General features: G+C 54.5%; 14 protein-coding genes. 4 read left to right on the forward strand and 10 right to left on the reverse strand.

Annotation, left to right across the window (positions count from 1 at the left end; translation table 11 throughout):
• Positions 1 to 9 precede the first annotated feature (9 nt).
• From OEL83_01010 to OEL83_01055, 10 genes are all read right to left on the reverse strand, one after another.
• The gene (locus OEL83_01010; GenBank protein ID MDK9705602.1) at positions 10 to 1,182 is read right to left on the reverse strand and encodes an ABC transporter permease; all 1,173 of its coding nucleotides are present in this window, start codon (positions 1,180 to 1,182) and stop codon (positions 10 to 12) included.
• Complete coding sequence (locus tag OEL83_01015) at positions 1,179 to 2,348, reverse strand: ABC transporter permease (GenBank protein ID MDK9705603.1); 1,170 nt, start codon at positions 2,346 to 2,348, stop codon at positions 1,179 to 1,181. The genes OEL83_01010 and OEL83_01015 overlap by 4 nt, the downstream gene beginning before the upstream one ends.
• Positions 2,345 to 3,322, reverse strand: a complete 978-nt coding sequence (locus OEL83_01020; protein ID MDK9705604.1) for an efflux RND transporter periplasmic adaptor subunit — start codon at positions 3,320 to 3,322, stop codon at positions 2,345 to 2,347. The genes OEL83_01015 and OEL83_01020 overlap by 4 nt, the downstream gene beginning before the upstream one ends.
• A gap of 20 nt (positions 3,323 to 3,342) precedes the next feature.
• On the reverse strand, positions 3,343 to 4,773 hold the full coding sequence (locus OEL83_01025; GenBank protein ID MDK9705605.1) for a TolC family protein: 1,431 nt from the start codon (positions 4,771 to 4,773) through the stop codon (positions 3,343 to 3,345).
• A gap of 164 nt (positions 4,774 to 4,937) precedes the next feature.
• On the reverse strand, positions 4,938 to 5,816 hold the full coding sequence (locus tag OEL83_01030; protein ID MDK9705606.1) for a DMT family transporter: 879 nt from the start codon (positions 5,814 to 5,816) through the stop codon (positions 4,938 to 4,940).
• Positions 5,817 to 5,851: 35 nt separating this feature from the next.
• Positions 5,852 to 6,946, reverse strand: a complete 1,095-nt coding sequence (locus OEL83_01035) for an AI-2E family transporter (GenBank protein MDK9705607.1) — start codon at positions 6,944 to 6,946, stop codon at positions 5,852 to 5,854.
• Between the two features lie 60 nt (positions 6,947 to 7,006).
• A complete protein-coding gene (locus tag OEL83_01040; protein MDK9705608.1) occupies positions 7,007 to 7,567 on the reverse strand; it encodes a PilZ domain-containing protein in 561 nt (186 codons plus the stop codon).
• Entirely contained in the window at positions 7,555 to 8,361 is an 807-nt protein-coding gene (locus OEL83_01045; GenBank protein MDK9705609.1) for an LUD domain-containing protein, read from the reverse strand. Before OEL83_01045 ends, OEL83_01040 begins: the two co-directional genes overlap by 13 nt.
• Positions 8,361 to 9,842, reverse strand: a complete 1,482-nt coding sequence (locus OEL83_01050) for a LutB/LldF family L-lactate oxidation iron-sulfur protein (GenBank protein ID MDK9705610.1) — start codon at positions 9,840 to 9,842, stop codon at positions 8,361 to 8,363. Before OEL83_01050 ends, OEL83_01045 begins: the two co-directional genes overlap by 1 nt.
• Positions 9,839 to 10,582, reverse strand: coding sequence for a (Fe-S)-binding protein (locus OEL83_01055; GenBank protein ID MDK9705611.1), 744 nt, complete (start codon positions 10,580 to 10,582; stop codon positions 9,839 to 9,841). The genes OEL83_01050 and OEL83_01055 overlap by 4 nt, the downstream gene beginning before the upstream one ends.
• A gap of 310 nt (positions 10,583 to 10,892) precedes the next feature.
• Between OEL83_01055 and OEL83_01060 the strand changes: the two genes are divergently transcribed.
• The 4 genes from OEL83_01060 to OEL83_01075 all read left to right on the forward strand — a co-directional run bounded on the left by OEL83_01060 (position 10,893) and on the right by OEL83_01075 (position 15,123).
• Complete coding sequence (locus OEL83_01060; GenBank protein ID MDK9705612.1) at positions 10,893 to 11,855, forward strand: ABC transporter substrate-binding protein; 963 nt, start codon at positions 10,893 to 10,895, stop codon at positions 11,853 to 11,855.
• Positions 11,856 to 12,048: 193 nt separating this feature from the next.
• Positions 12,049 to 13,248 (forward strand): hypothetical protein, encoded by a 1,200-nt coding sequence (locus OEL83_01065; GenBank protein MDK9705613.1) that lies wholly within the window; start codon positions 12,049 to 12,051, stop codon positions 13,246 to 13,248.
• 573 nt (positions 13,249 to 13,821) lie between these two features.
• Complete coding sequence (locus OEL83_01070; GenBank protein ID MDK9705614.1) at positions 13,822 to 14,208, forward strand: hypothetical protein; 387 nt, start codon at positions 13,822 to 13,824, stop codon at positions 14,206 to 14,208.
• A 342-nt stretch (positions 14,209 to 14,550) separates the two neighbouring features.
• The gene (locus tag OEL83_01075) at positions 14,551 to 15,123 is read left to right on the forward strand and encodes a hypothetical protein (protein ID MDK9705615.1); all 573 of its coding nucleotides are present in this window, start codon (positions 14,551 to 14,553) and stop codon (positions 15,121 to 15,123) included.
• Positions 15,124 to 15,237: the final 114 nt, after the last annotated feature.

A 15,237-nucleotide genomic window follows, 5' to 3' on the forward strand; every position in this document is an offset into this window, starting at 1 on the left:
CTCGGTTTTTCAGGAGGTTCCACCATCACCTTCAATCTTATTGTTTCGTCTTCTTCGCAGCAGCCACCAGGCGAGAGCGCCATACAGAACAGCACAAAGCCAGAGTTGATACCAAAGAGGCAGAATATCGGAAAATTCGGCCCCCATTTGGTTTAAGGCAAGGAATGCCTTAATGGCCGGGATGACCGGAACCAGCTGGCTTGCCGCGACAATCGGCGCGGGGATGGCGGAGAGCGGCCAGATAAAGCCGGAGGCGAAGATAAGCGGCAGGGAGCTGATAAGCACCAGCAGAGTGGTGAGCTCGCGCCGCGGCATGAGTGATCCCATGCAGACCCCAAGAAAGGTGGCACTGAGCAGGAAGGGCAGCAGGAGGAGATGAAGCTCGGCCAGCCCAGCCAGCCTGGGAATCTGGTAATAGGTGAAACAGACGGCGAAATAGTACATAAAGAGCAGCCAGTAGATGGCGACAAAGAATCCGGTGCGTACGGCGAGAAGCCGCAGTGGCGCAACCCTTTGCCAGTAGCCCTCCTGGCCTGCGCCTTGTTGCTCATTCTGTCCGCCGCCGAGAATGCCAAGGCCCATGATCAGCGTCTGATGGAGGATAAGAATAAAAACCGCCGGGATGACGTAGTTGACATAGCCCATAGTCGGATTGAAGACCGGCACGAGGTTGAGCTTTGCGCCGCTCAGCCGTTCCGTTGCCAGGGACGGTGGCTGGCCGGACATGATCATTCTATGTACTTTCACCTCCGCCGCCAGGGTGCCGCCGGCGCCGGCCATCCCCTCCAATACCGTGCCGTAGATCAAAAAGTAGCTGGCATCACCGGCAAAGGCGAGGGTCGGACGACGGCCCTGCAGGAGGTCCCGGTAAAAATTCTCCGGGATCACCAGGATCCCTGAAAGTTTGCGGCTCAAGAATATTTCCTCTGCCTCATCCAGGCTGTGGGCCCGTGCGCTCAAACGAACCTGGGGCGTGGCATCGACCATCAGCTCCAGGCGCCTGCTCAGCTGGCTGTTGTCGAGATTGACGACGACCACCTCCTGATTTCTTGGGACCTGCTGGATGTAAGGCAGTGGATAGAGAAATGAATAGAGCAGTACTCCGCCGATCACCGTCAAGAGGATGGCCGAATTGGTGAAGACGGCCTGCCATTCATGCCTCAGGGTATCCCACCAAGTCATGTACATGGAGTGTCCTTGGTGGGGGGTACGGCCAACCGTCCGGCCCGGTAGATGGAAAACAACAGAGGCAGGATAAACAGTGCAAGAACAGTCAGTTGAGGGAGGGCCGATGTCAGCGACGCGCCGTAGTTCACCTGTCCGAATTGGACCTCGATATAGTGGTTTATCGGCAGCAAGCTGCGCCAGATTTTCGCCCAGAGGCTCATATCGGTAACCGGGAAGGTTATCCCCATAAAGGCAAGCCCGGGGGCGGCGTAGGCGGCAGCAAGACTGAGCCCTCTTGTCGCATCGAGGGTGATGAAAAAGAACACCGAGGCGGCGGACAGGCTGGCACAGACCGTCAGTAACTGGGCAAAAGCAAGCAGTGGCCAGCTGCCATGCATCGGCCAGCCTTGCTGAATGTACATAAACCAGAGAAAGAGCAGGCCGTGCAGCCAGAAAAGGAGGGCCAGCGGTAAGAGTTTAGAGAAAAAAGCGGCAACCGGGGAAGTACCCAGCCATTGTCTCATTCCTTGGCGGCGTTGTTCGCCGGCCAGAGAAAGGACGGTTGCAGCGACCATCAGAATCTGCCAGGCCGCGGGCAACATCGCCGCAACCAGAAACTGTGCATAGTCGGTATTGATATTGAAAAGCGGCGTGGCTTGGGTGCCGACCGGTAGGGCAGTGGCCAGAGCCAGGTCAAATATCGGTGGGCCGACCGCCAGGTTTGTTCTCATCTCGACCTTGGTGACGAAGGTTGCCTGTGCCTGCAGGAGAGCGGCGTTGACAATCCTGCCGATCAGAAGAAACTGGCTGTTGACAAAGGCACTTACCTGAGGCGGATGGCCAAGGATTGTCATCTTTTCGAAATCCGCGGGGATAATAATCATGGCGTACATCTTGCCGGCCCGAAGGGCGGCAGCGCCCTGCTGCGGATCGCTAAAACCGGTATCGACTGCCAGGGATGGACTGCCATCGTAGTGGCGGACAAGGGCCCTCGACATGGCACTGTGGTCGAGATCGACAATGGCGATGGGCAGATCCCTGGCGATCCCCGCCGACATAATGGCCCAGAGCAGAAAGAACAACAGGAGAGGGATCCAGGTCACCAGGCTAAGCAGCCAGGGGTCGCTGAGTAAGGCCTGCCATTCCCTGCTAATCAGCCTTGCAAAAGGCTGATCGGTCATTGCTGCACCAGGACGCTCATCCCTGCCCGCAAGCCGTCTATGGGTTGCAAGGGCCTTGCTTCAATTTCGAAGCTGCGCATGTCAAAGCCCTTATCGCCAGTAGTCGACCGCCAGGTGGCAAAATCGCCCATAACCGCAATATGGCTGACGCGAAAAGCGTGACGGGAATTATTCAGGGCCGGGATGATAACGGAAAATTCATGGCCTTTCTGGAATTCCGCCAGGCGATCTTCCCGGACATGAAAGATTGCCCAGGCATCATTCATATCCATAACCGTGACCACGGGAAATCCCTGCGGTGCCAACTCGCCGCTCTGTAGGAGAATCTGGCTGATTTCACCGTCATACCGGCTTTCAATCCGTGTTTCCGAGGCATAGGCCTCGACCTCGGCCACCGCTCCGGCCGCCATTTGAACCTTACCCTGGGCAGCTCTTTTATCTTCGGCGCGGGCACCTTCTTCCGCCAACTTGTAGTTCTGGTAGGCGGCGTCGGCCGCATGACTGGCCGCCTGGAAGTGGGTTGCGGCCTCGTCCCGTTTTTGTTCGGCAACAACGCCGTCGCGATACAGGTTGTTTATGCGCAGAAAGGTCTTTTCCGCCAGCCCGGCGGCTGCCTTGGCCTGTTGCCATTGGTCTTTGGCGGCGGCGATCTGCTGTTTTCTGGCTCCGGAACTCACCCCTTCGGCTACTGCCTGGGCGGTATCCTGGCCGGCCATTGCCTGGGCCAGCTTGGCATCGATCTCCGGGCTCTGGATGGTGAAAATCAACTGGCCCTGTTGAACTTGGTCGCCTTTTTTGACCAAAACCTCATTGATCCGCCCGGCCACCTTGGAACTGATATTGTACTGTTGTGCCTCAATCTGACCCTGTAACTTCGTGGGCTTGGGTTGGTAGGCGAGCCAGGATGAGTAGCCGAGCCAGGAAACACCGGCAAGAACAACGGCGACGATCAGCAAGATTTTCAGAGAACGCATGAAGGTACCTCTTTTCCCATTTATAGGGCTTGGGATAACTGATAACTAAAGAATGTTTCCATCTGGCCGCTGAGAGCAAGGAGTTTTGCCAGGGCGATGACGTACCTGTAAACGCTGGCTGCGCGCTGGATCTTGATCCCGGCGAGAAAGGTTTCGGCATCGACCACATCAAGTGACGTGGCCAGACCCTGCTGAAAAGACTTGCTGCGCAGGCTGACCGTCTCTTCGGCCAGGGTAAGGCTTGAGCCCAGGCCCTGGTATTCTTCAACAGCCTGTTCGGCCTGGCGGTAGGTCTTCTCCACCAGCACGGCAAGATCGCTTTCCGCCTGACTTTGCAGGTGTTCGAGTTGGCGAATGGCGCTTTTCGCTGCCTTGAGGTTGCCGGAACGTCCAGATCGTTCGAGGATGGGAATTTTCAGGCCGATACCGACAACCCAATCGGGCAGAATTTTGCCCGCCAGGTCATCTTCCTCATAGAGACTGTAATTTCCGAAGAGGGCAACTGTCGGATAATATTTGCCTTCCTCAACTGTCGCCAAGCCTGCTGCCTGGTGTTGTTTGGCCTTGAGGACCGCCAGGCCGGGCGAATCGCTGAGGGTCTGTTCTAGAAAGGTTGCTAGCGGCGGCAACGTGCACTGAACAAACAGGGCATCGGTCGGGATAACCGGTTCGCTGCTCTTTAGCAATCTGGTGAGCGCGATCACGGCTATCTCCAGATCTCTACGGGCTTTGCGGTGTTCAACCTTCGCCTTGTCGTAGGCGGCCTCCGCCTGAATACGTTCAACCTTGGCTATCTGCCCCTGCTGCTCCAGGAGAAGGGCATGGTCAAAATGCTGTTTCAGGCCGTGTTCAAGCTCGCCTTTGGTATTGGCCACCAGGCGTGCCAGAACGGCGCCGAAGTACTGCCGGGTGGCATTTTCAAACTGCTCCTGACGGCTCATGTTGAGCTTTTCCCCGGCTTCCTTTTCCTGGCCTGCGGCGATGTCCTGGGCGGCATCGATTCGTCCGCCGGCATAAATGGGCCAGGAGCCGCTGACTCTGCTGGAACGGTTGTTACGTTCGGCGATTGTCGAGGTGAAGGCCTCATTGAGAGCCGAACCGGACAGACCATAGCTTCGTCCCATCCCTTCAAGCAGCGGAGCAAGACGGTTGCCGGCCGGCATACTCTCAAGGATATCGTTAGGCGAGAGGGTCACCTCGTCATTGAGGCGCATATAGTTTGCCGACACCGCAATCTCCGGCATATAGAGATCTTGGGCCGCATCTTTTTTATGCCTGGCTTGATCAAGGTTTTCCCGTGCGGCCGCCAGGGTATCATTTTCTTTGGCAATCTTCTGCCAGGCCTCGGCAAAACCGATGGCGGTTTCTCCAGCACTGGCCGGGAATGGCTGGTGATTGAGCATGCCTGCTAACAGGAGGCAGATGGAAAGGATTCTTAATAGTTTCTTCAAGAGGTCTCCCTCGGGGGATCATTATTAGGATAAATGCAAGATGACAGGTATTCAAACAGTTGTTTGAACGGTCGGCATTATAAGTACCAAGGGTGAAAACCGCAAGAGGAGCATGTTATTTCGCCAGGTGGTTTTACGGCCGAGATTGGAATGCCGGGAGATTGTTACATCCTCTTTGCCCGAAAGGTGGTCATGAAGATTCCGCCGAAGATGAGGAGGATGGCGGTGACGTGGTTTTTGGTGAGGGTCTCACCCAGGAAGATGACAGCGAGGATAGTGCTGAAGACCGGCATGAGATGAATGAAGGGCCCGGCAATATTCGCTCCCAGCATGCTTACCGCCCGATTCCAGAAGATGAAGGCAAGGACCGAGGCAAAGACCGCCACATAGACGATCGTCACCACCGTCCCGGAATTGACGACGAAGCTTTTACCGGAGGCTATTTCCAGGAGATACAAGGGCAGCAGGGCAGTCAGACCAACCATGGCAATGGCGGTTTGGTAGGCGAGGGGGTGCAGGCCCTGCGGGTACTTTTTCAGGCCAACCGAATAGAAGGCCCAGAGGCAGGAGGCAATAAATACCAAAATGTCGCCGCTGTTGAACTGCAGCTGGAGAAGGCTGGTCAATTCGCCGCGGGAGATGATCAATAAAACACCGCAAAGGGAAATGGCCACCCCAAGACACCTGCGGGGGCTGAGACGATCGCCAAATCTGGCCCATGCCACCAGGGCAATAATGATTGGGGTGCAGGAGTTGACCAGAACGGCGTTGATCGCTGTGGTGCTGTGCATGGCCAGGTAGATGAGGCTGTTGAAGCCGGTCACTCCCAAAAGGCCCTGGGTTATGAGAAAGGTCTTATGTTGTTTGACCAATTGTCGCTGGGCGAGAAGATGGTGCATGCCGAAGCAGGCGAGGATCAGCAAGGCCAGGGCCCAGCGCCAGAAGGACAGGGCCATGGGTGGCATAACGGTGTGCATTCCCCGGCTGACAACGAAGTTGCCTGACCAAAACAGGGTGGTGAGAACAAGAAGGAGGTAGGGCATGGAGTGTATAGTCTCGAATTGCAAAGAAGGGAGAGTTAGCTCTGTCCGTTATCTTGTGGGTTTTTCAAGATAATTTCGACATGCGGCAGGTAGTTCTTAAAGGCCTCGCCGTAAATTTCCCAGATAGTGATGAACAGAGCAGCGACGATCGGTCCGAGCATTATCCCCAAAAGGCCAAACATAGTGATCCCGCCAAGGGTGCCAAACAGGACAAAAAGATCATGCATTTCCGTGTCTTTACCGACAAGGCGCGGCCGCAGGACATTGTCGAGGTTTCCGGCCACCGCGCCGCAGAGGACGGCAAGGATAACCACCCCGCCGTAGTGTCCGGTAAGGCCAAGAATAACCAGGGCCGGTAGCCAGATGATTGCCGTGCCGAAGGCCGGAATGATCGACATGACCGCCATCACCGTGCCCCAGAAGACCGGGCCATGGATTCCGGCCAGCGCAAAGGCGATGCCGCAGATTGCCCCCTGCATAACCCCGATGATCAGGGTGCCTTTAATCGTCGCCCTGGTAACCGAGGTAAAGCGGTGCAGCAGCTTCTGTTCGCTGTTGTCGTCAAGGGGCAGAAAATAGAGGATTTTTTGGAGGAGCAGGTCGCCCATGGAGAGAAAATAGAACATCACATAGAGCATGATGATCGTAGAAAAAATGGCGTCAATGGTCACCTTGGTAAAAGCTGAGAGCGAGTCGATGAGGAAGGTGGAGACGGTGCCGACAAGCTCTCCGGCCTTCTCGATAATGACGTCCCGGTAGGGGAGAATCTGCTCGTAGTAGGGAACTTTGGCGAGAAGTGCCGAGAGGGTTGATGGTTCTTTGATAAAACCTTGCACCCAAGGGGTTACCGACTGGCCGACGCTTATCGCCTGGGCGACTACCAAGGTAATGAGAATGGCGAGAGGGGTGAGGACGAGCAGAACGATGCCGACCACCGTCAGTATCGAGGCGAGGGTCTCCCGGCCGCGCAACTTTGCCGTGAGCCGGTGGTGCAGGGGACTGACCATCGCCGTGAAGAGGCCGGCCATAAAGATCGCCATGAGAAACTGGTGGATCATGGTGAGGAAGAGGCCGGAAATCAGTACCACCAGACTGAGCAGGGTGACTTTGTTGATGTGGGTTTTATTCATGGGGGTATCACTTTGCCGTAGAGTTGTTACTTTTGTGGCAGCCTGAGTGTGCTGGTATTGCTAACCGGCTTGAGTTGTAGAGCCATCCGACGGTTTCATGAGATAGAAGCCGATCATCTTGTCGGAATGGTCAAAACTCTGGGTATCGATGAATTCGCCGGTGATGATTTTGTCTGCTGCCTTTTTGACGATGAATTCTTTGTACACCTTTGATTCTTTAGCATCATCGAGAATGAACGAAGCTTTCAGCTTTTGGCCGGGAGTGATGTTTTTGACCGCGTGAATGGACATTTGCAAACCGGTCCGTGAGAGATCGAGGATTTTGATAGGATGTTTTCGATCCTCAATATCGAACAGTGTGCCGGTAAGGAGAACTTTTTTTCTGTAAAATTTCCGTCGCTCCAATTGGATTGCAAAGACATTGCCATTGGTACAGTTGTATTCAAGGCAATCTTGACAGCTTATATGGCCGCAATCGCAGGCGCTGCATTTTAATCTTAAGGTGATTTGGGCAGTTTTCCGAGCAGTTAAGTAGGGAGTAGTATCAATGTTCTTACTTTTCCCACAGCGTGGACAGACGATGGTAACCCGATTGTTTTCGCCAATATTTACTTTTTGCATTGCAGGTATTCCTCCTGGAAAGCAACCGGTTCTTCTGTCCCCGGTATGCCTGTGTCGATAGCAATTTCATTTGTTGGGGGAGACAGAACAAGCAGATGTAGCTCACGCGGGCCATGGGCGCCATGCACCATTGTCGCCTCGATGTCGGCGGTCTTCGATGGCCCGGAGATACAGACAAAGCTGTCGGGGAGGGCCATTTCTTTCAATAGTGCGTAGGCCTCCGCCAGGTCGGCGACCAGATTTTTCCGGTCGAGGACGGCGATATGGATGGACGGCACCAGAGAGGTGGAGCGCGGTTGGCCCGGTTTGGTGAGTTGGATAATGGTGGCCGATTCGGCAACACCGATTGCCGGGGCGGTGATGCCGATAAAGGAGGCAATGGTCTTTTCCCGCAGCTGCCGATCCGGGCCGAAGGTGGTATGGATGGTGACTCCCTCGCCCTCTAGACATTTCCAGAGCTGCAGGGCGTTGAGATCGGGATGGTCGTGGTGGACGACGTGCTTGGTCGGAGTGAACTCCAGGTTCTTGGTCTTGACCAGATGAACAATCGCGGCCGCCGCCTCGTCACGGCTTGCAACAACCGAGGCGGAAATATTGAGATCCTTGGCATTGCTGAGGAGAATCCCAACGAGCTTATCCAGTTCCTGAGGCGTCCGCTGCCTAATGCGCGCGAGGATCTCCGCCTTGTTCGTTTGGCGAAACAGGCCGGGAAAGGTCGTTTTTGACCGCTCCTCCGTCGGTGGCAAGCCAAGGCTTTTACGGATGGTGGTGAGAAATGTTTGCTGGCTGTCCATCAGCTGGCCTCCTTGCTCTGGGCCCTTGATTCGTTCGGCCTGCGGGCTGCATATTTCTTCTTCCACAGCTGGGCGAAGGTTTGCCCGGCTAGGGGCGGCAGGTCGCGGTCCTTGGTCCAGCCGGTGGCAAGGCCGGCCAGGCTGCCAATCATCTTGTTTTTGCGGACAAACGGCCACTGAAACAACTTACCGAACCATAGCGATGTTCGATAGAGAACAGGATGACTGACCAGCAGCTTCCAAAGAGCGAAGGCGTAGGCCTCCGCGGGGTTGTGCTGGCTGGTGTTCCAGCGGTCGCTGCCGTAGGCCAGCTTATGACGGAGGGCGGCCAGCATCCGCGGCAGGTCGTTTTCGACGGGGCAGACGTCGCGGCAGGCGCCGCAGAGGGTCTCGCCCTTGCAGAGGTCGGCATGCTTATTGATACCGTCGAGGAGCGGCGTTACCACCGCGCCGATCGGCCCGCAGTACGGAGAATCATAAGCATGGCCACCGATCTTGCCATAGACCGGGCAGATATTCAGGCAGGCGCCGCAGCGGATGCAGGCGAGCACCTCGCGGAACTCGGGGTCGGCGAGGATCTTGCTCCGGCCGTTGTCGATGATCACCAGGTGGAATTCCCGCGGGCCGTCCGGGTCGGTTAAGGCCGCTGGGCCGCCCTGGAAACTGACGTAGGTGGAAAGTTTTTGCAGCGCCGCGCCACGGGTGAGCAGCTGAAGGGTCTCCCGGTGTTCATCGAAGGTGGCAACGACTCGTTCCATGCCCATCAGGGCGACGTGCACATCCGGCATGGTGGTCGCCATGCGGATGTTGCCCTCATTGGAAACCAGGCTGATATGGCCGGTTTCGGCACAGGCCAGGTTGCAGCCGGTAAGGCCCATCTCGGCGCCGAGCATCTTCTCTCGCAAGGCCTTGCGGGCGGCCATGGTCAGGGTCGGCGGGTCGTCGCTGTAGTCGATTCCAAGTTTATCGGTGAACAGCTGGCCGATCTGCGCCCGATCAAGATGAATGCAGGGGGCGATGATATGGGAGGGCTTGTCGCCTGCCAGCTGAATGATGTATTCCCCCAGGTCGGTTTCGACGACCTCGATGCCTGCTTCCTCAAGGGCCGGATCGATGGCGATCTCCGCCGAGGTCATTGATTTGCCTTTGACGACCCGTTTGACATTGTTCTTTTTGGCCACAGCCAGGGTGTAATCGATGGCATCCTGGGCAGTGGCCGCAAAGTACACCTGACCGCCGCGGGCCCGGATGTTCTTGGCAAGCTCGGCGAGGACGATATCCAGATGGGCGAGGGTGTTCATCCGCGACTCCTTCACTCGGTGGCGCAGCTCCTGGTCATCCATCTTGGCCCAAAACTCCATGGCCCCCTTGCCGAAACGATTCTGGATACCCTGTAAGCTCTTTTGCAGGCGCGGCGATGCGATTCCGGCGGCGGCTGCGGTGCGGTAGTCGGATGGGGGTATCGGTGTTGTCTTGCTCATACCAGCCCTCCTTTATTTCCAGCAAGTATCTGGGCGATATGCAGAACTGCAACCTTTTCGCCGCGTCGCGACATGCGGCCGAGGATACTCATCAGGCAGCTGATATCGCAGCCGACCACCGCCTCGGCTCCAGTGGCGAGGATATTGGCAATTTTTTCATCGACCATGGCGACGCTGATCTCCGGATAGTTGATGCTGAAGGTGCCGCCGAAACCGCAGCAGGTATCGCTGTCGGCCATCTCGATCAGTTCCAGCCCCCGTACCTTTTCGAGGAGCAATCGCGGTTGCCGGGCAATACCGAGGCCGCGGCTGAGATGGCAGGAGTCGTGGTAGGTAACGGTTGCGGGGTATTCGGCCATGACATCGGTAACACCAAGGACATCGACTAAATATTGGGTAAATTCATAGGTTTTTGCGCCTATTGCGGTCGCCCGTGCGGCCATCACCGGATCGTCCTTAAAAAGCACCGGATAGTGATGACGAACCATATGGACGCAGGAGCCGGATGGGCAGACGACGACTTCGGCATCCTCGAACAGTTCGATAAAGTGCCGGGCCGCGGCGGCTGCTTCAAGGCGATAGCCGCTGTTAAAGGCGGGTTGGCCGCAACAGGTCTGGCCCTTCGGGTAGACGAGAGGGATGGCCAGGCGGTCGAAGACAGTAACCATGGCCTCGCCCACCTCCGGAAACATGCTGTCGACCAGGCATTGAATAAAGAGTGATACTGGTGTTCCAGTCATTATATCTCCTTTGAATCAGAGGTAAAACGTTTGTAGTCTTGGTGGATCAACGACGCTTCTGCGGGCTGTTGAATCGGAAATGGCTCATGCAATTCTCAGGCAATCAAGATTTTAGGTAGAGCTATTTGCTTGAAGCAATTCCCATAATCCTCTACAAAGGTCAAGAGAAGAGATGGGGCGCAATTTTCCCGGCATGTTTGAAGGTTCGATACGCGAGAATTCTCCAGCAAGCCCGACGAGGGAAGGAGAACTCTTCACGAAGACCATAATAAGGATTATTCCAAGCAAATTAACAGAGGAGAAGTAGAAAATGAAGAGAATTTTCAAGGTGTTTCTGGTCGCGGCCTTTCTGATGACAACGGCTACGGCAAATGCTGGTCCGGCAAAGATTTCCATCAGTCAGTTCGTTGAACATCCGGCCCTCAATGCCATCAACAAGGGTTTCAAGGACGACCTGCAGGAGAACGGTGTCGCCACTGAGTACAAAGATTACAATGCCAACGGCAATATGGGCACGGCTGGGCAGATTGCCACCCAGATCGTTGCCGATGCCCCGGATCTGATCGTGGCCATCGCCACCCCGACCGCCCAGGCCTGTGCCAAGTCGTACGAGAAGGCGCCGCAACTGGCCCAGACACCGATGCTCTTTACCGGCATTACCGATCCCCTGGCAGCAGGCCTCGTCAAGGACCTGGCCCATCCCGGCCCGAATATAACCGGTGTTTCCAATCAGATGCCGATGGAAAAACACCTGGAAATGCTCCGCCGGGTGCTGCCGAAACTTACCAATCTCGGTGTGCTGTACAATAGTGGTGAGGTGAATTCGGTGTCAAACGTCAAACGACTGAAGGAGGCCGCGGCCAAAATGAATATCACCGTCCTTGATGGCCCAGTGACCAATTCGGCCGATGTCTTTCAGGCGGCCCAGAGTCTCGTCGGCAAGGTCGACGCCCTCTTCGTACCCACCGACAATACCGTGGTTTCAGCGCTTGAGGCGGTCATCAAGGTCTGCGAGCGCACCAAGTTGCCGCTCTTTAGCGCCGACACCGACTCGGTCAAGCGCGGCTCCATCGCCGCTATGGGGCTCGATTACTACCAACACGGCAAGCAGACCGGCGCCATGGCCAGAAAGATCCTCGCCGGCGCCAAACCCGAGGCTCTGCCTGTTGAATTCCAGAAGGAACTGGTCTTCCACGTCAATCCCAAGGCCGCAGAGCGCATGGGCTTGAACCTCGATAAGGCCATCATCGATTCGGCCAATACCCTATATTGATGCACTGCGTCGGGGCATCAATTATGGTTCGCAACCGGAGCCTGAAGCGGCCACTATGCTCCTCTTCGGCTCTGGCTTTGTTGGTTTGTTCGCCACCAGACGGAAAAGGTTGCGGAAGAATATTGTGTAATCTTTGAGGTGGCGTGCAAAAAGCTACTTTCGCTGGCTGGTTCTCGCTGGGAGTGAAAAGACCATGAGTCGGATTTTGTTGGCGTGGGAACTGGGGAGCAATTTGGGTCACCTCGCCCAGTTACTGGCAATTGCGTGTCATCTTCGTGAGCATGGTCACGAGGTACTCTGTGCCGTTAAAGATCCGACTCTTGCCGGGCTGATTCTGGGTGACAAGGGTTTTCCTTTCGTGCCAACCCCAAGACCGATTTCGCGTAAAATGCGTCGCCGAGTGTCGGTAAGTTTTGCCGATATTCTCGCCCGAGCTGGTTTTGACGATGAAGAGGTCCTTTTTGGCTTGGTTTCCGCTTGGCATGGGATTTTTGGTCTTTTTCGGGCGGAGATACTGGTTGCCGAATACGCCCCAGTCGCCGGATTTGCAGCAAACCTGATGGCCTTGCCAAGTCTCCAGGTGACCACCGGCTTTAGCTCACCTCCTCCTGTTGCCCCCTATCCGTGCTTTCGCCCTTGGTTGAACATTTCGCGGAAAGAGCTGGTACTCCGCGAAGTCGGTTTGCAGCAAAAGATTGAAAAGATTTGTACCCGCTTGCAGAAGCCTGTTTTCCAGAGTGTACAAGAGGCCATACAAGGGCGAGATACCCTCCTGGCGACCGTTCCGGAACTTGACCATTACCGCGGGCGGAAAAACGGGCGGTACATCGGGCCCCTTGTTTTGCCGGATGAAGGCCTCGATTGCCATTGGCTTGATGATGGCAGGCGGCGTGTATTTGCCTATCTGCGGCCAGCACCGTATCTTGCCAAGGTTCTTGAGATTTTGCAGGAAAATGAAGTCCAGTTGATAGCCTGCATTCCCGGCATCGATACGACCTTGGCGGCAATGTTTGCGGCTGAGGGGGCTTGGCGACTTGGGGTAACTCCGATACGGTTGAAAGCCCTGCTTCAGACCGCCGACCTTGTTCTTGGCTATGGCGGTCATGGCCTTGTTGCCAGGGCACTGCTGGCCGGAGCACCCCAGCTCATGATCCCTGGCAATATCGACCAGTGGCTATTAAGCACTCATGTGCAACGGCAGCAGATGGGGCTTTTTATCGACCAAGGCAAGATCGACAGTGATTTTGCCCCGGCCCTCGCCAGTCTTCTAGGCGACGCCTCGTTCAGATCAAACGCATACCAATTTGCTAATAAATATGCTGAGGTGACAAACGGAAAAGGGTTGCGAATCCTTACTGATACGATTGCTAGCCCACGTTTTCTCAACCGGTAAACATATCGGCAGACTTTCCCTCATTGTGCCAATAACTAAATGCTCTATTGAGCCCAATACTCGTCATAATGAAGGCGCATAATGCTCTTCCAGGAGAAACTGGTCCTCCACGTCTATCACAAGCTTACAGAGCATATGGGCTTGAGCCTCAACAAAGCCATCATCCATTCGGCCAACAACCTCTATTGATACTGCTCCGGCCCTGCCGGATATCGATAACATAAAAAAACATGGGGTGCTTGCTGAGATGGGAGGCGAATGCGCTTCCTATTCTAATCGGTCGGTATCCCTGGTGATAAACCGCCAGGGATACCAGTGAAATACGGTCCCTTGCAATGCCGTATCCATATGTTTCGCATAAAACCGGCTGTGTAGCATTTTTGTTCGGAATAACACTTGGGGGAGGCATTAGGGCCAGGCATGATATATGGGTGTTTGGTTAAGTTGGATAATGCCCACATGTTATGAATGCCCCGCCTCCCATGCATTTCAACCATGAGTGACCGAGGCGGATGAAACCCGCACCATGACCGATGTAAGTTCGTCTTCGACCGTACCTGCACCGAAACGGATATGCTGCCGGTGTATGCGGATATTGCCATCCTGCTCAATGTGGTCGGCTATGGTAAGACCCATACCCTGCATCAGGCGATGGTTCGCGATGAAAGCGGCCAGCTGAAAAAATTGGTGCAGGACTATGTTACCTGTACCGACTGGGTGGAGCGCGTGGCGCTAACCGAGAAGATCGTCTATGCCTGGACTGGCAAGGATCAGGTACTGGCCGCGGAGACCCAAAAAAAGTCAATGTGCTGGACGCCTTTGTCGGCAGTAGCTCCTTTCCCTCAGCATCGACTGACCACGACGTGCAGTAAGTATTCTTTCGGGGAGCAGCAGAAGCGAAAACCCGCCAATTATTTTCAGAATAAGTTCATTCACCAGCCAATTGTAAGAAGGATGTGAGAACTCCCTTGTATCTTAAGTAAATTTCACAAGTAGGGGACAACCAGCCACCATCAAATATTTTCGTAAAAAGAGTTTCTGCAGAATTGGCTGGAGACCTTCATAATACAGGTACTATTCCGATAGTGGAGTGATCTAGAGATGTTTTGTTGCGAAATTATAGGTAGTTGCCAGTTGTGTAGCAAACCAATTCCTGTTAGTTATTCTGCTCAGTGAACAACATGACATACAAGCTTAAAGCCTTTTGCCGATTTTTTGAAAGTTACATCCTTCTTAATTCTTATGTGATTTTGCCGCTGAATGTATTGCGAAGATCGGTGTTTAAACATGGAGGTCAGTTGCATGAGTAAGAAAAAGATTATCCTAGGTGTTCTAGCCGTGGGTTTTCTCTGGTGGCTGTTTTTCGGTGGCTCGGAGAAATGGAAAGAAGAGGTGCAGCTAAGTGACGGCCGGATAATTGTTATCCACAGGGAGACGATTCGTGAAGGAGGAGGGGATGAAATATCTATAAATTCGAGTGGTTCAAAACCAAAGGAGCATCGTATTCAGTTCACCAACCCAGACGGATCGGGCAAGAAAATTGAATGGAGATCGACAAAGATGACCCCTTCTAATCGGCCGGAAATATCACTCATACTCGACATTGAAAATGGCCACCCGGTTCTTTATGGAAGTGTTTTTGTGCGAGATGGATGTGAGAACTATTTAAAATATGTCTTCAAGAACGACAGGTGGGATGAAGAAAATCTGCCCGAGAAATTCCCCGAACGTAAGACAAATCTCCTTATCAGGGATGGAACGAGCATGCCGAGATTTGTCGATCTGGAAGACAAAAAAAAGATGAATTCCCAAGTCGGATATGCAAAATCTTTAAGAAAAGTTGGACCAAATCGGGAAATTTGCGGTTCTGATTAAAGCGAATTAAATGCCAGAACGAACTTACAAGAAGAGTTATCCATGCCAACAACATTAGAATACATGCAGCTTGCAACACGAGTTTACGACGCATCCGACAGAAACAAAATAGAC

Source organism: Desulforhopalus sp., from assembly GCA_030247675.1.
In the GTDB taxonomy this organism is placed as follows: Bacteria; Desulfobacterota; Desulfobulbia; order Desulfobulbales; family Desulfocapsaceae; genus Desulforhopalus_A.